This is a genomic window from Arthrobacter sp. (assembly GCF_048266065.1).
Classification (GTDB): Bacteria; Actinomycetota; Actinomycetes; order Actinomycetales; family Micrococcaceae; genus Arthrobacter_H.
Genome location: NZ_JBLXAH010000001.1, coordinates 480,094 through 496,882, shown reverse-complemented (window position 1 = coordinate 496,882; position 16,789 = coordinate 480,094). Strand labels below are relative to the sequence as shown.

The 16,789-nt window shown below is 70.8% G+C and carries 19 protein-coding genes; 8 read left to right on the top strand and 11 right to left on the bottom strand.

Features of this window, described 5'->3' with window-relative positions:
• Positions 1 to 48 precede the first annotated feature (48 nt).
• The 3 genes from xseA to ACN0TP_RS02445 all read left to right on the top strand — a co-directional run bounded on the left by xseA (position 49) and on the right by ACN0TP_RS02445 (position 2,258).
• The gene (gene xseA, locus ACN0TP_RS02455) at positions 49 to 1,299 is read left to right on the top strand and encodes an exodeoxyribonuclease VII large subunit (RefSeq protein WP_417216498.1); all 1,251 of its coding nucleotides are present in this window, start codon (positions 49 to 51) and stop codon (positions 1,297 to 1,299) included.
• Positions 1,296 to 1,547: an exodeoxyribonuclease VII small subunit gene (locus ACN0TP_RS02450; protein ID WP_417216150.1), complete on the top strand. Its 252-nt coding sequence runs from the start codon at positions 1,296 to 1,298 to the stop codon at positions 1,545 to 1,547. The genes xseA and ACN0TP_RS02450 overlap by 4 nt, the downstream gene beginning before the upstream one ends.
• 66 nt (positions 1,548 to 1,613) lie before the next feature.
• Positions 1,614 to 2,258 (top strand): dihydrofolate reductase family protein, encoded by a 645-nt coding sequence (locus tag ACN0TP_RS02445; RefSeq protein ID WP_417216147.1) that lies wholly within the window; start codon positions 1,614 to 1,616, stop codon positions 2,256 to 2,258.
• 12 nt (positions 2,259 to 2,270) lie between these two features.
• Here ACN0TP_RS02445 and ACN0TP_RS02440 read toward each other — a convergent pair whose 3' ends face one another.
• The 7 genes from ACN0TP_RS02440 to ACN0TP_RS02410 form a co-directional block, all read right to left on the bottom strand.
• Positions 2,271 to 3,167 (bottom strand): PPK2 family polyphosphate kinase, encoded by an 897-nt coding sequence (locus ACN0TP_RS02440; protein ID WP_417216144.1) that lies wholly within the window; start codon positions 3,165 to 3,167, stop codon positions 2,271 to 2,273.
• Positions 3,168 to 3,246: 79 nt separating this feature from the next.
• Positions 3,247 to 4,461: a pyridoxal phosphate-dependent aminotransferase gene (locus tag ACN0TP_RS02435; protein ID WP_417216142.1), complete on the bottom strand. Its 1,215-nt coding sequence runs from the start codon at positions 4,459 to 4,461 to the stop codon at positions 3,247 to 3,249.
• A gap of 83 nt (positions 4,462 to 4,544) precedes the next feature.
• Positions 4,545 to 5,507 (bottom strand): ABC transporter substrate-binding protein, encoded by a 963-nt coding sequence (locus ACN0TP_RS02430; protein WP_417216140.1) that lies wholly within the window; start codon positions 5,505 to 5,507, stop codon positions 4,545 to 4,547.
• On the bottom strand, positions 5,504 to 6,223 hold the full coding sequence (locus tag ACN0TP_RS02425) for an ABC transporter permease (RefSeq protein WP_417216137.1): 720 nt from the start codon (positions 6,221 to 6,223) through the stop codon (positions 5,504 to 5,506). The genes ACN0TP_RS02430 and ACN0TP_RS02425 overlap by 4 nt, the downstream gene beginning before the upstream one ends.
• Positions 6,220 to 6,903 carry an ABC transporter permease gene (locus ACN0TP_RS02420; RefSeq protein ID WP_417216134.1) on the bottom strand — a complete coding sequence of 228 codons (684 nt, stop codon included), beginning with the start codon at positions 6,901 to 6,903 and terminating at the stop codon, positions 6,220 to 6,222. The genes ACN0TP_RS02425 and ACN0TP_RS02420 overlap by 4 nt, the downstream gene beginning before the upstream one ends.
• Positions 6,890 to 7,867, bottom strand: coding sequence for an ABC transporter ATP-binding protein (locus ACN0TP_RS02415; RefSeq protein ID WP_417216132.1), 978 nt, complete (start codon positions 7,865 to 7,867; stop codon positions 6,890 to 6,892). Before ACN0TP_RS02415 ends, ACN0TP_RS02420 begins: the two co-directional genes overlap by 14 nt.
• The gene (locus ACN0TP_RS02410) at positions 7,864 to 8,349 is read right to left on the bottom strand and encodes an NUDIX hydrolase (protein WP_417216129.1); all 486 of its coding nucleotides are present in this window, start codon (positions 8,347 to 8,349) and stop codon (positions 7,864 to 7,866) included. The genes ACN0TP_RS02415 and ACN0TP_RS02410 overlap by 4 nt, the downstream gene beginning before the upstream one ends.
• A 68-nt stretch (positions 8,350 to 8,417) precedes the next feature.
• On the opposite strand from ACN0TP_RS02410, the gene ACN0TP_RS02405 reads away from it, so the two are divergent.
• The gene (locus tag ACN0TP_RS02405) at positions 8,418 to 8,903 is read left to right on the top strand and encodes an Lrp/AsnC family transcriptional regulator (RefSeq protein ID WP_417216127.1); all 486 of its coding nucleotides are present in this window, start codon (positions 8,418 to 8,420) and stop codon (positions 8,901 to 8,903) included.
• A 21-nt stretch (positions 8,904 to 8,924) separates the two neighbouring features.
• On the opposite strand, the gene ACN0TP_RS02400 is transcribed toward ACN0TP_RS02405, so the two are convergent.
• The gene (locus ACN0TP_RS02400; protein WP_417216125.1) at positions 8,925 to 10,172 is read right to left on the bottom strand and encodes an MFS transporter; all 1,248 of its coding nucleotides are present in this window, start codon (positions 10,170 to 10,172) and stop codon (positions 8,925 to 8,927) included.
• 166 nt (positions 10,173 to 10,338) lie between these two features.
• On the opposite strand from ACN0TP_RS02400, the gene ACN0TP_RS02395 reads away from it, so the two are divergent.
• Positions 10,339 to 10,818, top strand: a complete 480-nt coding sequence (locus ACN0TP_RS02395; RefSeq protein ID WP_417216122.1) for an Lrp/AsnC family transcriptional regulator — start codon at positions 10,339 to 10,341, stop codon at positions 10,816 to 10,818.
• Positions 10,819 to 10,879: 61 nt separating this feature from the next.
• On the top strand, positions 10,880 to 12,718 hold the full coding sequence (locus tag ACN0TP_RS02390; protein WP_417216120.1) for a hypothetical protein: 1,839 nt from the start codon (positions 10,880 to 10,882) through the stop codon (positions 12,716 to 12,718).
• Here ACN0TP_RS02390 and ACN0TP_RS02385 read toward each other — a convergent pair.
• The 3 genes from ACN0TP_RS02385 to ACN0TP_RS02375 all read right to left on the bottom strand — a co-directional run bounded on the left by ACN0TP_RS02385 (position 12,715) and on the right by ACN0TP_RS02375 (position 15,632).
• Positions 12,715 to 13,950, bottom strand: coding sequence for a phosphotransferase family protein (locus tag ACN0TP_RS02385; RefSeq protein WP_417216118.1), 1,236 nt, complete (start codon positions 13,948 to 13,950; stop codon positions 12,715 to 12,717). The genes ACN0TP_RS02390 and ACN0TP_RS02385 overlap by 4 nt on opposite strands.
• A gap of 36 nt (positions 13,951 to 13,986) precedes the next feature.
• Complete coding sequence (locus ACN0TP_RS02380; RefSeq protein WP_417216116.1) at positions 13,987 to 14,910, bottom strand: hypothetical protein; 924 nt, start codon at positions 14,908 to 14,910, stop codon at positions 13,987 to 13,989.
• A gap of 95 nt (positions 14,911 to 15,005) precedes the next feature.
• Positions 15,006 to 15,632 carry a GNAT family N-acetyltransferase gene (locus ACN0TP_RS02375; protein ID WP_417216113.1) on the bottom strand — a complete coding sequence of 209 codons (627 nt, stop codon included), beginning with the start codon at positions 15,630 to 15,632 and terminating at the stop codon, positions 15,006 to 15,008.
• A 66-nt stretch (positions 15,633 to 15,698) separates the two neighbouring features.
• Between ACN0TP_RS02375 and ACN0TP_RS02370 the strand changes: the two genes are divergently transcribed.
• Both ACN0TP_RS02370 and ACN0TP_RS02365 read left to right on the top strand, forming a co-directional pair.
• The gene (locus tag ACN0TP_RS02370) at positions 15,699 to 16,301 is read left to right on the top strand and encodes a 5-formyltetrahydrofolate cyclo-ligase (protein ID WP_417216495.1); all 603 of its coding nucleotides are present in this window, start codon (positions 15,699 to 15,701) and stop codon (positions 16,299 to 16,301) included.
• Between the two features lie 92 nt (positions 16,302 to 16,393).
• Entirely contained in the window at positions 16,394 to 16,708 is a 315-nt protein-coding gene (locus ACN0TP_RS02365; protein ID WP_417216110.1) for an FmdB family zinc ribbon protein, read from the top strand.
• The last annotated feature ends 81 nt before the right edge of the window (positions 16,709 to 16,789 follow it).

The window sequence follows — 16,789 nt, the reverse complement described above, 5'->3', positions numbered from 1 at the left end:
CCGGCAACGGACGGCGAACGGACCGAGGGTGGGAGCACCTTGCCGCGCATGGCCGGCGACACGACCCCCGAGTCCCCCTGGCCGCTGCGGGTCTTCTCCGAGAAGCTCAAACAGCACATCGAACGGGCCCCCGCCGCCTGGATCGAGGGCCAGCTGCTGGAGGCCAACGTCCGCAACGGGCACGCGTACCTGACCATGCGCGACGTGGACGTGGAGTACTCGCTCTCGGTGAACGTCTGGTCCTCGGTCATGCGGCGCCTGGAAACCAAGCCCGAGGTCGGCTCGCGGGTGGTCGCGCGGCTGGCCCCGAACCTGTACCTGAAGACCGGGCGGCTCTCCATGGTCGCCTCCGACGTCCGCCCCGTCGGGCTGGGCGACCTGCTGGCCCGGCTGGAACGACTGAGGCATGCCCTGGCGGAGGAGGGGCTCTTCGACCCGTCCCGCAAGCGCCGGATCCCGCTGCTGCCCCAGCGGATCGGGCTGGTCACCGGCAGGAATTCCGACGCCGAGAAGGACGTCATCCGCAACTCCACCCTGCGCTGGCCGGCAGTGGAGTTCCTGGTGCGCAACACAGCGGTCCAGGGCGTCAACGCGGTTCCGGAGGTGATCGCCGCGCTGCGCGAGCTCGACGCCGACCCGTCGGTGGACCTGATCGTCATTGCCCGCGGCGGCGGCGCGCTGGAGGACCTGTTGCCCTTCAGCGCGGAGGAACTCGTCCGCGCGGTCGCCGACGCCACCACTCCCGTGGTCAGCGCCATCGGACACGAGGCCGACCGGCCCATCCTCGACGACGTCGCCGACCTGCGCGCCTCCACCCCCACCGACGCCGCCAAGCGGATCGTCCCGGACCTGGCCGAGGAACGGTCCGGCATCGACCAGGCCAGGACCCGGATGGACCGGGCGGTGGCCCTGTTCATCGACCGGGCCGGCCAGCAGCTCGAGGCACTGCGCACCCGCCCGGTCCTGGCCCACCCGGAGGGCATGGTCCAGGTCCGCGACGAGGACCTGGAACGCCTGCGCGAGCGCTCACACCGGTCCATCGACACCTTGGTAAGGCGTGGTTTCGACGCCGTCGCCCACCTGCGCGCCCAGGTCAGGGCGCTCTCCCCCCAGCAGACACTGGACCGGGGCTACGCCGTCGTGCAGAGAACCGACGGAGCCGTGGTCCGCTCCCCCGCGGATGCACCCACAGACACCGGGTTGGCCATCCGGCTGGCCCGCGGAAATCTCACCGCCGTCGTCCTCTCGACCGAGGACGATCCCGACGAAGAGGCGGCCAACAGGAAGGCAGCAGGATGACCGATACCGACACGAACGCCGACATCGCGGGGCTCAGCTACGAACAGGCACGCGAGGAACTGGTGGCCGTCGTCGCCCAGCTGGAAGCGGGCGGGGCCAGCCTGGAACAGTCGCTGGCATTGTGGGAGCGCGGCGAGGCCCTGGCCGCCCGGTGCGAGGCGTGGCTCGAAGGGGCACGCGAACGGCTCGACGCGGCCCGCAACCGGGCCGGCCGCGGCGAGGCACCCGAGGGGGCCGCCGGCGACTGAGGCCCGCCCTGTTGCGTTCCGGTTCCCGGCGGTAGCCTTGGCCCAGCCACGAACCGAGGAGTCGTCATGTTCCGCACGCGGGTGCACAGCCTGGCCATCTCGCTGGACGGCTACGCCGCCGGCGAGCACGTGAGCCTCGAGGAACCCATCGGGAAGGCCGGCGCCCTCTTCTCCCGCTTCGACGGACGGGTGATCGAGGGGATCCACCGGGCCGATGCACCGATCACGCTGGATCGGGCCCTGACGAGCCTGTGGGGCCAGGGCATCGGCGCCGAGATCATGGGGCGGCGCAAATTCGGTCCGCAGTCCGGGCAATGGCCCGACGACGGGTGGCGGGGCTGGTGGGGTGAGGATCCGCCGTTCCACACCCCGGTGTTCGTCATGACCCACCACCCGCGCCCGCCGATGGACTTCGCCAACGGGACCAGCTTCCACTTCGTGGACGGCACCCCCGCCGAGGTGCTGGCGTTGGCACGTGAGGCAGCAGCCGACGGCGACGTCCGCCTCGGCGGCGGCCCCTCCACGATCCGCCAGTTCCTGGAGGCGGACCTGGTGGACTTCCTGCACCTCGCGGTGGTTCCCGTCGTCCTGGGGGCCGGGGTTTCCCTGTGGGAGGGGCTCGTTGGCGTCGAGGACCGCTTCACCGTCGAGTCGCTCCCCTCCCCCAGCGGCCTGACGCATCAGTTGTGGAACCGCGTCCGGGCTACCTGACCCGGGGCGGCATCAGCCGATGTCGCGGGCTTTTTTCAGGCGTTCACGTTGGGCCTCGACGTCGAAGTCCGCGGCGGGCCACTGCGGGTCGATGCCGGCCAGTGTCTCCAGCAGCAGATGCTGCACCGCCAACCGGGCGTACCACTTCCGGTTGGCCGGCACCACGTACCAGGGGGCATGGTCGGCATCCGTGGCGCGGATGGCGCGCTGGTAGGCCTGCATGTAGTCGTCCCACAGCTCGCGCTCGTCGATGTCGCCCGGGTTGAATTTCCAGTGCTTGTCGGCACGGTCCAGCCGCTCGGCCAGGCGTTGGTACTGCTCCTCCGGCGAGATGTTGAGCATGACCTTGATGATGTGGGTTCCCTCGTCGGCCAGTCGCTGCTCGAACCCGCGGATCGCCTCGAGCCGGCGTTCGATCTCCTCCGGCCTCGCCAGGGAGCGGACCGAGCCGATGAGCACGTCCTCGTAGTGGGACCTGTCGAAGACTCCGATCATGCCGGCGCCGGGCAGGCGCCGTTCGATCCGCCACAGGAAGTCGTGGCGCTTCTCCGCCGGGGTCGGGGCCTTGAACGCGTGGAGCTGGACGCCCTGTGGATCCACCGAGCCGATGACATGGCGGACGATTCCGCCCTTGCCCGCGGTGTCCATGGCCTGGAGCACCAGCAGGACCCGCGTCGGATCGTCCCCGCCCCGGGCTTGGGCGTAGAGGCGTTCCTGGAGCTCGTCCAGCCGTCCATCCGCTGCGGCGAGGGCCTTGCGCCCGTCGGATTTTGACCCCGGGAACCCCGGCTTCGCGCCGGGGTCGGCGTCCTGCAGCGAGAAGCCCCGGCCGGCGCGCAGCACCGAGGACACCGGGTGGGTGAATCCGTAGGCCGCCCCTGGAAAATCTTCGGTCTTCTTCTTGCCCACCTGTGGCCCCTTTGCGGTTGCACCAACCGGCGGTTTGCCCGCCGGTGGGCACCACTATGCCATCCAGGGGTTAACGGGGTCAGCGGCGGATGTCGTCCAGGAATTCGGCGATGCGTCCGAGGGCCTCTTCCAGGTCACGCACCGAGGGCAGCGTGACCAGGCGGAAGTGGTCCGGGGTGGCCAGGTTGAAGGCCCGGCCGTGCGAAATGAGGATCTTCTGCTGCTTGAGCAGGTCCAGGGCGAACTGTTCATCGTCGTCGAATTTGAAGACCTCGCGGTCCAGCTTCGGGAAAAGGTACATGGCGCCCTTGGCCTGCTGCACGGAAACGCCGTCGATGTCGTTGAGCATGCGGTAGGCGATGTCGCGCTGTTCCTTGAGCCGCCCGCCGGGAAGGATCAGGTCGTTGATGGACTGGTAGCCGCCCAACGCCGTCTGGATGGCGTGCTGGGCCGGGACGTTGGCGCACAGGCGCATGTTGGTCAGGAGGTTGATGCCCTCGATGTAGTCGGCGGCCAGGTGGCGCGGGCCGGAGATGGCCATCCACCCGGCACGGAAACCGCACACCCGGTAGGCCTTGGACAGGCCGGAGAAGGTCAGGATGAGCACGTCGTCGGCCAGCGCCGCCGTGTTGTAGTGCACCGCGTCGTCGTACAGGATCTTTTCGTAGATCTCGTCGGAGAAGACGATCAACCCGTGTTTGCGGGCGATCTCCAGCATTCCCTCGATGACGGGCCGGGGGTAGACGGCGCCGGTGGGGTTGTTCGGGTTGATGATGACCATGCCCTTGGTCCGCGGCGTGATCTTCGCCTCGAGGTCCTCCAGGTCCGGCAGCCAGCCCTCCTCCTCGACGTTGCGGTAGTGCACGGGGGTGCCGCCGGCCAGCGAGACCGACGCCGTCCACAGCGGGTAGTCGGGGGCGGGGATGAGGATTTCGTCGCCGTTGTTCAACAGCGCGTTCAGGCTCAGGGTGATCAGCTCGGACACGCCGTTGCCGAGGTAGACGTCGTCGACGCCGATCGTCTGGATACCCCGGGTCTGGTAGTACTGCGAGACTGCGGTGCGGGCCGAGAAGATGCCGCGCGAATCCGAATAGCCCTGGGCCTGGGGCAGGTTGCGGATGATGTCCACCAGGATCGCGTCGGGCGCCTCGTAGCCGAAGAGCCCGGGGTTGCCGATGTTCAGTTTCAGGATGCGGTGGCCTTCGGCCTCCATGCGCTGGGCGTGTTCAAGCAGTGGGCCCCGGATGTCGTAGAGGACGTTGTGGAGCTTGGTGGACTGTGTGAACTCGGGCATTGGCCCAGCATATGACAACGGCACCGCACGGCCGGGAATCGACGGTGCGGTGCCGCGACATGATCTGTCGCATTTGCGTGCGGCTATTTGCCGGCCAGGCCCTTTTCCTGCAGCCATTCGGCGGCGGCTTCGACCGGGTCGAGCTTGGCGTCACCCGAGACGTACCCGTTGAGTTCGATCAGGTCCTCGGTGGTCAGCTCGGCGGAGACCTTGTTGAGCGCGTCGGCCGCCTGCTGGCTCACGACGTCGGTCTTGACCAGGGGCAGCACCTGGTTGGCGATGAAGTTGTCCTTCGGGTCCTGCAGCACGACGAGGCCGTTGTCCTTGATGGCCGGGCTGGTGGTGAAGATGTCGGCCACCTGGATCTGGTTGGTGATCAGCGCCTTGACGGTCACGGGTCCGCCGCCATCGGAAATCGGTTCGAAGGACTTGGGGGTGCAGTCGTACGTGGACTTCAGGCCGGGCAGCCCGTAGGCACGTTCCTTGAATTCCGGCGGGGCACCCAGCACGATCTGGTCGCAGACCTTGGCCAGGTCGGCGATGGACTTCAGATCGTATTTCTCGGCGGTCGCCGCGGTGACCACGAGCGAGTCCTTGTCCTCTGCCTTCGAGGCCTTCAGCACGCCCAGGCCCTTCGGCACTGCCTTCTTCAGCGCGTTGATGATGTCCCCGGCGGAGGCTTCGGTGGCGTTCTTGTCGAAGTAGGTCAGCAGGTTCCCGGAATAGTCGGGCACGATGTCCGCCGAACCGTCCTTGACGGCCCCGACGTAGGCCTCTCGGGCACCGATGCCCGGTTTGGTGGTGGCTTCGATGCCGGCGCCCTTCAGCGCGCCGGCGTAGATCTCGGCGATGATCTTGCTTTCGGGGAAGTCGGCCGAGCCGACGACCAGCGGCCGGTCCACTGCCGAACCGGTGGCCTGGGGGCTGTCGGTGGCGAGCGGGTCGGAGCCGCTGCAGGCCGACAGGCCCAGGGCGGCGACCAGGCCCAGGGCGGCTCCGAGGGCCATCCGGCGGGTCGGGCGACGACGGGGGGTGATGCGGATCATGGGGTGCCTCCTGTTGGGGTTCTCAATCCGGGCGAGACGGCAATCCGTTGGACCAGCGCCAGCACCGCATCCACCACAATAGCCAATGCAGCGATGACCACGGCACCCCCGAAGACCTGTGGGTAGTCGCGCACGGCGATCCCGTCGATGAGGAACCGGCCCAGGCCGCCGAGGTTGATGACGGAGACGACGGCGACGGTGGCAATGACCTGCAGCACGGCCAGGCGCAGGGCGCCCATCAACACCGGGAGCGCATTGGGCACCTCGACCCGGAACAGGATCTGGGTGCCGGTCAACCCCATGGCCCTGGCCCCGTCGACGACCTGCGGGTCCACCGCCGAGATGCCGGCGGCGATGCCGGCCAGCAGCGGGGGTACCGCCAGGAGCACCAGCGCCCAGATCGGCGGCATGATGCCCAGGGTGCCGGAGAGCAGGATGAACAGGGTGACCATGCCCAGGGTGGGCAGGGCCCGCAGCATCCCGGATCCGGCGATGACAGCGACCCGGCCCCGGCCCGTGTGGCCGACGAGGAGCCCGACGGGGACGGCGATCGCCAACGCGATGGCCAAGGTGATGCCGGTGTATTCGAGGTGTTCGGCCAACCGGGTCCCGATGCTGCCGGGCCCGGAGAGCGTCCCGGGCCTGGCCAGCCAGTCCCCCAGCCCGCCGAAGCCGCCGGCCGCGGGCAGGACGGCGGCGATCGCCGCGGCGCTCATGCGGCCACCCACCGGGGCCGGCGCGGGCCGCGGCGGGCCCGCTCCCAGGGGGTCAGGATCCGTTGGAGGAGCACCAGGAGCAGGTCCATCACCAGGGCCAGCACGAGCGTGGCCACGATCCCCACGCCGATCTCGAACGGGAAGTTGCGGCGCAGCCCGTCCATGAACAGGGTTCCCAGGTTCTCGATGCCGATCAGTGCACCGACGCTGACCAGCGAGATGTTGCTCACCGACACCACGCGCAGGGCGGGGAAGAGCACGGGCAGCGACAGCGGCAGGTCCACTGTCAGGAACCGGCGCACTGGACGGTAGCCCATGGCATCGGCGGCGCGCAGCACTGCGGGGTCCACCGATTCCAGGGCGTCGGCGGCGCTGCGCACCAGCAGCGCTATCGCGTAGAGGGTCAGCGCGATGATGACGTTGGCGGGATCCAGGATCCGGGTGCCCAGGATCGAGGGCAGCACGACGAACAACGCCAACGAGGGGATGGTGTAGAGCAGCGCGCTGAGCTGGATGACCCCGACCCGCAGGGCACGACGGCGGCCGGTCCCGTTGGAACGAATAAGCCGGGCCACGGGGATGGAGATGACTGCGGCGAGCAGCAGCGGCAGGATCGACTGCAGCAGGTGGCTACCGGCCAGCTGGACGATCTCGTCCAGGTGCCCCTCAAGCCACAACATCGCTGTCCCTCCCCCCGATCTGGCGGCCGATGCCTGCGGCATCCAGGACACCGGCGACGGCCCCGTCCTGGTCCTGGGCCACGACCAATCCCGACAGCGAGGTCAGGGCGGCGTCGAGGGCGGCGCGGACGCTGGCCGTGCGTGGGATGGCCACCGCTGCCGCCAGGTCGGTCTCGGAGTAGCCGGCGGCCGGGCTCCAGTCAAGCTCGCTGGCGGGCCGGAAGGACAGGGCCCTGAAGCCGCGGTCACGGCCGATGAACCGGGCGACGAAGTCGTTGGCCGGGGCATGCAGGAGTTCGGCCGGGGGGCTGAACTGCTGCAGCACTCCCCCGTTGCCCATGACCGCGACGTGGTCACCGAGCAGGATGGCCTCGTCGATGTCATGGGTGACGAACACGATGGTCTTGGACAGCTGGGATTGCAGGCGCAGCAGCTCGTTCTGCAATTCGGTGCGCACCACCGGGTCCACGGCGCTGAAGGGCTCGTCCATCAGCAGGATCGGCGGGTCGGCGGCCAGGGCGCGCGCGACCCCGACGCGCTGCTGTTGTCCGCCGGAGAGCTGGGCGGGATAGCGCCCCGCCAGGTCGCGGTCCAACCCGACGGTCTCCAGCAGTTCCAGGGCGCGGCCGCGGGACCGGGCCCTGGACGTGCCCAGCAACCGGGGGACGGTGGCGATGTTCTCGGCGATGGTGCGGTGCGGCATCAGCCCCCCGGCCTGCATGACGTACCCCATGGAACGGCGCAGCTGGTGCGGGGGGACGGCCGAGATGTCCCGGCCGTCGACCTCGATGGTGCCGGAGGTGGCGTCGACCATGCGGTTGACCATGCGCAGTGAGGTGGTCTTCCCACAGCCGGAGGGGCCGACGAAGACGGTGATGCTGGCCTCGGGGATGTCCAGGGTGAGGTCCGTGACGGCGGGGGCACCGCCGTCGTACCTCTTGAAGACGTTCTCGAAGCGGATCATGCGATGCCCCTTTCCAGGCGGTCGTGGTGGGCCTTGACGGCCCAGTCGACGCGTGAGGTGCGCTCCAGGCGGGCCAGGTCATCGAGGTCGAACCAGCCGGCCTGGGAGGTGGTGCCATCGCGTTCGAAGGCCAGCTCGCCCCCGGTGACCTCGGCACCGTAGAGAACCGCGACGGTTTGCAGCGGCCGTTCGGTGCGGTGCAGCCGGGCCTCGGCGGGGATGTGCCCGGCGTCCACATCCAGCAGGCCGGTCAGGCGGACGGTGTACCCGGTTTCCTCGGCGACCTCGCGGATGGCCCCGTCCTCGATGGATTCGCCGAGTTCGACCCCGCCGCCGGGCAGGGTCCACCGGGGGCTGAATCCGGGGAGGGTGGGGCGCATGTCCCACAGGGCCAGCAGGATCCTGCCCTCACGCACGATGACACAGTAGGCGGCCAGCCGCGTATCGAAACGGGTACCGGGGTTCCCGGGCGCAGTAGTCATTCGACCAGCGTACTGTGCACGATGCCCGTCGTGTCCGCCGCGGCACCGGCATGTGGTGGAATATCCTCATGTCACCGGCCCAGAAACCCCCGCTGAACGCCCCCCTGGATGAGGTCGACCGCGTCCTGATCTCCGAACTGCTGGCCGATGCACGGATCAGCAATGCGGCACTGGCCCAGCGGGCGGGAGTCGCCCCGTCCACGGCCCTGCTGCGCACCCGCCAGCTGGTGGAGCGCGGGATCATCGAGGGATACCACGCCCGGCTGAACCTGCCGGCGGTGGGCCGCAGCGTGCAGGCGCTGATCTCGGTGAAGCTGCGGGTGCACGACCGCGTCCAGATCGACAGGTTCACCGGCCGGGTGCCGCAGCTGCCCGAGGTCCTGTCCTTCTTCCATGTCTCCGGCGGGACGGACTACCTGCTGCATGTGGCGGTGCCGTCGACGGAGGCGCTGCGCGACTGGGTGCTGGACCACCTGGCGACCGACGAGTCGGTGGGGCATACGGAGACGACGCTGGTGTTCGACCATGTGCAGGGCCAGGCCGGACCGCTCTGAGGCGGACCGGCGTTTCAGGTTTCAGGCCCGCTGGCGCCGCGCATCGCGCACTGCGGCGACGGCGACCAGCAGGCAGCCGGCGGCGATGACCGCAGCGAACCAGGCCACGGCGGCCGGCAGCCCGATCAGACCGGCGACCAGACCCAGGCCAAGCACGGGCACCGCACTGCCCAGATACGTCACGACGTAGACGGAGCTGATGACCTGCGCATGCCTGGACGGTTCGACGGCGAGTGCCACCTCGTTGAAGGCCGTCCGGAAGGCGGTGCCCTGGCCGGCACCGGCGAGCAGGCTGGCGGCCACCAGCAGCGGCAGGCTGCGCACCGATCCGGCCACGGCGATCAGCACGATCCCGCAGGCCATGGCGCCCAGCGCCCAGGGCAGCAGCCGTCGGTGGGAGCGGCCCAGCAGCTGGGCCGCCGAGGAGGCGGCCAGGGTCAGCGCCGCCAGCACGCCGATGCCCACGAGCGTGTCGATCCCGAACAGGTCGGAAAAGTAGCGCGGGGCCAGCGACAGCCCAAATCCGAAGAGCGCGAAGCTGAGGAACCCGATGGATGCCGCCCGGCGGAACGGCCCCCGGGCATCGGTGACCACTCCGATCCGGCGGGGGCGCAGGACCTGGGCGGCGCGGTGCCCCGGAGCCGGCGAGAGCGCCGGCCTGGCCTTCAGCGCCCAGAGCGGGACCAGGACCAGCAACAGCACTGCACCGAGCAGGAGGAAGGGCGTGCGGGTCGGCTGCGGCAGGGCCCCCATCAGTCCCCCGAGCACCGGGCCGGCGGCCACCCCGGAAGAGGAGGCCAGCAGGGTCAGCCGGCTGGCCCATTCCGGGTTGCGGGGCAGCAGTTCGCGCAGGGCGGCGCTGCTGGCACCGGTGCACAGGGCGACGGCGGCCCCCTGCAGGACACGGCCCAGGATCAGCCCCGACAGGCTGTCGGCCGTGCCGAAGACGACGACGCCCGCCGTTCCACCCAGGACGGCCAGCACCAGGGCGGCGCGTCGGCCGATGTGATCGGACCAGTGGCCATAGAGCACCAGTCCTGCCATCAGCGCCAGCACATAGGAGCTGAAGGCCAGCGTCACGGCGAAGGGACCCAGGTCCAGTTGCTCCTGGAGCAGCGGATACAGCGGGGTGGCCAGGTTGGCTCCGATGAGCAGCAGCACCGTGGCGGAGAACGTCAGCACCAGCCGGATGTTGACCGACGCGTCCCAGCCCGTGCGGGCGCTGGTGGTCGGTTGGGCGCGCATGCGCAGTTCACTGATGACGGTCACGGTGCCTCATGGGGTGGTGCGGGCTCGGCGGCCGGCCGGTGGGTGTCCCGACGCTGGCCTTTCAATCACCATTCTGCGTTCTGGTGATCTCCATGAACGCCCAAGCGCACCTTGTTTGACGATTTTGATCAGAATCGGCGGTTAATGTGATCTACTGGGAGGCATCATGGCAACCTTTGACGCGCTGGAACTACGCCTGGTGCTGGCACTGCTGGAGCACCCGCGGGCACAGATCGGCGAGCTCGCCGCCACGTTGGACGTGGCACGCAACACCGTGCAGTCGCGCCTGAAGCGGCTGGACCGCGCCGGCGTGCTGCGCACCGGGGGCCGGGAGGTCGACCTGGCCGCCCTGGGCTACGACGTGCTGGCGTTCATCACCATCGAGGTCTCCCACCGCGAACTCGACGCCGTCATCGCCGCCTTGCGCCAACAGGAACAGGTCTTGGAGGTCCACGAGATCTCCGGCCGTGGCGACATCTGGTGCCGGGTCGTCGCACTGGACACCCACCACCTGCAGGGCGTGCTGCGCTCGATCCTGCGCATGCGCGGGGTCATCCGCACCGAGACGTCGCTGGCGCTCAGCGAGCACATCGGATACCGGGCCGAGCCCTTGTTGCGCCACCTCGCCGCGGCGGCCAGGCACTAGGCTGGAGGCACAACCGGCCACCGGGGACGACCGGAACCCCGAGCTTGGGAGGATCAGGCATTTGTCAGCACTGACGCAGCGGTTGCACGGGATCTCGGGCACACCGCAGCCGGACCCGCTGGCCGCGCCCGCCGATGCCCGGGGGTGGCTGGAGCTGGCCTACGAACGGGCCTACTCCGAGGACCACGAGGGCGCCGCCCGGGCGGCACAAGCCGGACTGGAGCTCACGCCGGAACCGACCGGCCCCGACGCCGACCCGTCCGCCAGCGAGGTGGGCCTGTCCCTGCTGGGGGTCCTCGCCTCCGTCCAGCAGCTCGACGGCAACACGGCAGGTGCCGACGCCGCGGCGGCCCGGCGGATCTCCTGGTTGCGCACCCTGGGCCGGACCCACCAGGCCGACCTGGAGGAACACCTGGGCGGCCTGCTCTTCCGCGAGCCGCGCCCCGGGGAAACGGCCGTCCTGCAGGCCGCCCTGGCCACCCATGCCGCAGCCGGCGCACCGGCACACGTGCTGGCCGACGCCCGGCTGCCCCTGGCCGTGATGCGGTTCGAGGAGGGCGACGAGCAGGCCCTCGAGGAGCTGCAGGGCTGCGCCGACGCCTACCGGGACGGGAGCCGGCCCGAAAGCGAATCCGGGGCCCTGTTGTACCTGGCGCACGGCCATGCCAAGGGTGGCCGGCAGCAGCTGGCCCTCGAGGCTGCCGATCGGCTGCTGGCGCTGGACGTGAACCGGGCCATGCGTGCAGCCGTCTGGATGGTCAAGGCCTCCTGCCACCACGAGCTCGGCCACCCGGTGGAGGCCCAGGGCTGTGCCGTGGAGGCGCTGGCCCTCTACTCGGCCACCGGAGTGCGCCGCGGTGCCGTCTCGGCCGCCGCACTGGTGGCCAACATCGCCTCGGCCGACCTGGACCAGGAGGCGGCGATCACCGCCTGGCGCATCGCCGTCGAACAGGCAGAACGCGGCGAGTTCGAGGAGACCTGGGCCGTCCGGCTGGCCCTGGGGAACCAGTTGCTGGAGGCCGAGGAGTTCCTGTTGGCCGAGGAGGTGCTCGAATCGCTCTGCGCCCTGTTGGAGGCCCGGGGCCGGCACGACGACGCGGCCCGGGCCCTGATGTCCCTGGGCCACTGCCTGCGCCATCAGGAACGCGAAGAGGATGCGCTGCTGGCGTGGGAACGGGCCGCCGCGGGGTTCGAACGCTCCGGGCTGGCCGGCGATGCCGCCCGCGCACACCTCAGCGCCGGGACGTTGCTCTCCGACGCCGAGGATCCCGCGGCCTGCCTGCGCCACTTCTCCCGGGCCACCGAGCTGGCGCGCGCCGCGGAGGACGATCCGAGCGTGCTGCCCGTCGCCCTGCACGCCTACGGCCACGCGCTGGCCGAAAGCGGGGACCCCACCGGCCTGACCGTGTTGGGCGAGGCGATCGAGCTGGCCGACGAGGACGGTGCCGACTGGCACCAGGCCGATTTCCGCGACACCCGCGCCCGCTCGCTCTGGGCGCTGGGGTATGCCACCGAGGCCGTCGCCGCTGCCCTGGAGGCCGCCGACCGGTTCAAGGTCGCCGAGGACACTGACGGGGCAGGCAACGCCGAGCTGTTCGCCGCCCATGTCCTGTCCCAGACCGAACGCGGGGACGAGGCGGCGCGCATGTACCGGCTGATCGCCGCCGAACACCGTGGCAGCGTCGCCCACTTCTACGCAGCACAGCGCGGGCTCGCCGAGGTGCTTCTCTCGCTGGGGTTGCCGGTGCAGGCCAAGGAGGCAGCCGATCTGGCCAACCGCTCGCTCGTCGAGGCCCAGGAGGCCGACGGGCAGGCCGACGGGCAGGACGCCACCGACTCCACCGACGACGACGACGGCGACGACAACCCGCCGCCGGGGTCCGCGGAGACGGCCGGCTAACCGGCCAGCTCGGCCAACCGCAGGGCACCGTCCAGCCTCGCCTGTGCCGCCCGCGACCAGGACGTCATGCCCGGGCGGCGTGCCCCGGCCACCAGCGAGATGGCCACTGCAGCGGCCCGTGCGTGCAGGTTCGCTCCGTCGACGCCGCGGGCGAAGGCAGTGCCCCACCGCTCGATGACCGGCCAGATGTCGCGGTAGCGGGTGTTGACCGCGGGCAGCACCGCCAGGTGCCCCAGCAGGCAGGCCAGGTCATCGACCCGGTGCCCGGGCCCCACGGAGTCCAGGTCCAGCAATCCGCTGATCCTGGTGCCGGTCATCAACACGTTGGCCTCGTAGAAGTCCCCGTGGACCGGAACCACCGGACCGGGATCGCGGGCGGCGATGATCCCGCGCAACCGGGAGCAGAGCGCCTCGATGTCCCCGGTGCGCTCGGGCAGGGCGGTGGCGGCGGCCCCGGCGTAGCGTGCCAGCCGGTCGGCCCAGGACGGTTTCCGGTTCAGGGACAGCACGGTGTCGGGCAGCCGGTCCAGCAGCTCCACCAGGGCCAGCGGATCCAGCCGGGCACCGCCGTCGTGCAGCAGGGTGGTGGAGAGCGACTCGCCGGGCATGGCGGCGGTGGCCACCACGCCGTGGAGCACCTCCCCGGCCAGCGGTGCCACCGGCAGGTGGGCGGCGGCGAGCATCCGGTGGCGCAGGGCCAGATCCGCTGCCGGTGCCGGGCGCAGTGCCTTCAGGTACACGCGCCGGGTGGACACCAGGGGGCCGGGTGTGGCAAAGTCGGCGCGCAGCACGGCCCGGCGCAGGGGCCGGTAGGTGACGGTGTGCAGCCGGGTCAGCCGGTCACCGTCGCCCCAGAGCCGTTCGGCCTCGGAGGCGACGCCGGCGTGGGCGAGGCCCGGCAGGCGGGGGTCGTGGGGATGCAGCCAGCTGGCGACGGCCAGTGTCCCGGCGCCGGGGCGGCCCCGGGGGGATGCCAGCTGCACGCGTCGCAGGTGGGGGCCGTCGGCGTCGTCGAGCACCTCGGTGGTCAGGCCGACGAAGAGTTCGGTGGTGCCGTGCCGCAGCGAGTAGACGATGCTGGTTCCGGCCCCGGGGCGTTGTTGGAACTGGACCTGGCGGGCGGTGGCCGGGTCGTGGTCGCCGAGGTGTCCGGCCCAGGCGCGGGCGATCAGTTCCGGGCCGTGGGCGGCCAGCGCCTGGGCCTGGTCCGCGTCACTGAAGCCGTCCTGCATCGGGTTCCTGCCGCGCGGCGGCGCGTCCGGGCCGGATCAGGCCCGGCGGCGCTGCAGGACGGCGTCGAGGTTGATCCCGCCGGTCTGCGGTGCCTGGCGGCGCGCGGTCTCCGGCAGCCGCCTCGGCTGCCCGGCGGCCTCGCCGCGTTCGGCCTGGTCCGCCAGGGCGGCGCCCTGTTCGGCCAGCCGGGTCTCGGCCAGGATGCTGGTGACCTTCTGCGGCTTCTTCGCCTCGGGGGCCGGCAGCGGCTCGGGCGCCGGGCGCTCGGCCTTGGCCGCCCCGACGTAGGTCGGCTTCGGCACGGCCACCGGCTCCCAGGTCCGGGGGGCGGGTGCCGCGGCGGGTGCAGACGTTCGTTCGTGCGTGGTCCCGGGCTGTTCGGCCGCGGGGGTGCCGGTGTCGCGGGCGTCGAAGACGGTGGTGGTGCGGCGCCGGAGCACCGGTTCGGCGGGGGCTGTGTGCATGGCCTCGTGGAAGACCGCTTCCATGCGGGCCAGGACCTTGCGGCGGCGGTCGCGCACCGCCAAGGCGCGCAGTCCGATGAAGGAGGCCACCAGGACGATCGCGGCCAACAGGGGAACCAGTCCGGAGACCACGCCGAAGGGCGCCAGGATCGCGCCGGCCACGAGCACGACGGCGGCCAGGGCACCTGCAGCGGCGACGCCGAGGCGGTCGTACCTGATCCGGAACGGTGCCTGCTGGGGTGCGGCGGTCCGTGACCGTGCGGGCGTTGCCATGGTGTTCCTCCGGGGACGTGAGGTCTCGTTCGTTGCCGTGCCGCGTGCCGCGGTGGTGTCGGCAGCGGCGGGGTGTTCGGTGGCCGCCATCGGCGCTTCGGCCAGCGCCAGGGACGGCTCGGTGGACTTCTGCCCGCGGCGGATGACCGAGGGGACGATGAAGGCGAGCAGCACGGCGATCATGGCCGCCAGGACCACTGAGCTTTCGACTTGGATGTCCACCCCACCGACGTTACGTGGCCCACCCCACCATGGGCCGCATTGACACCGGTGTGTCCGCGCTGTCGTGCCTCACATTCCCCGGGTTGACGTGCGTGTCAGCGGGTGGCGTCGTTGGCGAGCCACCGTTGCAGCAGCCCGCCGGGGACCTCCTCGGACGTCAGCGCGAAGGTCCGGTGGTCGCTCCAGTCCCCGTTGATGTGCAGGAACCGTTCCCTGAGCCCCTCGTCGCGGAAGCCGAGCTTGGAGACCACCCGCAGGCTGGAGGCGTTTTCGGGGCGGATGTTGATCTCCATGCGGTGCAGCCCCAACGTGCCGAAGCAGTAGTCGGTGGCCAGGGCCACGGCGTGCGGGGTGATCCCGGCGCCGGCGTGGGCGACGTCGATCCAGTACCCCAGCGACGCGTTCAGCGCCGATCCCCACATGATGCCCGAGACGGTGAGCTGCCCGACCATGACCGGGGCGCGGCGCGGTTCCTGGCGCAGGGCGATCACCCACGGCAGGGTCAGTCCCGCCCGGGCCTGCCGGTTGAGCGAGGCGACCATCTCCCGATAGGTCGGCAGCGCTCCCCCGGCGACGGGAGCCGACGCCTCCCAGGGCTGCAGCCAGTCGGCGTTGCGGCGCTTGAGTGCCATCCATTCGGCCTTGTCCCGGTACCGCAACGGCCGGAGCAGCAGATCACCGCTCTCCAGTGTCACCGGCCACGAACCGGTTCCGAATTCCATGCCGTCAGCTTATCCGCCGCCCACCCGCCGCCGGGCACCCTGGCCTACGATCAAGGGGTGGAGACCATGTCAAAGGCGGCGGCCCGTACGCATTTCCGAACCCTGCGCCGCGAAATGGACCCTGGACGACGCCGGCTCGAGGCCGCTGGCATCCAGGCGCACCTGCTCGACTGGCTCGGGGACGACGGCGGTGCCTGCGCCCTGGCCTCGGTCCTCTCCTACGGGGCGGAGCCGCCCACCGGTGCCCTGCTCCAGGACCTGCACCGCCGGGGGCATCGGATCCTGGTGCCGATCTGCGAACCGGAACGCCGCCTGTCCTGGGCCGACTGGTACCCGGGGGTGCCGATGGCGCGGGCCACGGTGGCCCCCATCGACGAACCGGTGGGTGAACGCCACCCGCTGGCCGTCATGGAGGACGTCGGGGTGGTCCTGGTCCCGGCCCAGGTGGTGGATCCCGCCGGCGGCCGGCTCGGGCAGGGCGGGGGCTACTACGACCGTTTCATCGCAGCACTGCGCACCCTGGAGCACCCACCGGTGCTGCTGGCCATGGTGTACGAGCACGAGCTGGTGCCCGCCGGAACCTTCGAGGTGGACTCCGGGGACCAGCCGGTCGATGGGGTGCTCACGGCAGCGGGGATCACCTGGGTCGGCGAACCGCTGGTGCCATGAGGTAGAATTGGCACTCGGTGGATGCGAGTGCCAAGACGACCCCGCGGGACCTGCCGGGTCCCCCACCGAGACCAGTGCAACGAAGGAACACGATGCCCACTTACGCCTACGCCTGCAAGGACTGCAACCACGCATTCGAAACCGTCCAGTCCTTCAGTGAGGATTCGCTGACCGAATGCCCGGTCTGCCACGGGACCCTGCGCAAGAAGTTCAACAGCGTGGGCGTGGTCTTCAAGGGCTCGGGCTTCTACCGCACCGATTCGCGCAACAGCTCCAACGCCTCGGCCCCGGCCGCTGCGTCGGCCAAGGCGGCCTCCGGCGACGGATCCTCCTCCGGTGCCACCGGCGCCACCCCCGCGACGACGTCCCCGGCCTCCTCCGGCCAGAAGGTCTCCACCGGCTCCTGACGTCCCCCTCACCGCGTCCGCCCACCGGCGGACGGTGGGGCCGGATCCCCAGCGGGTGCTCCGCGGGCCCGGCTGCCGGCA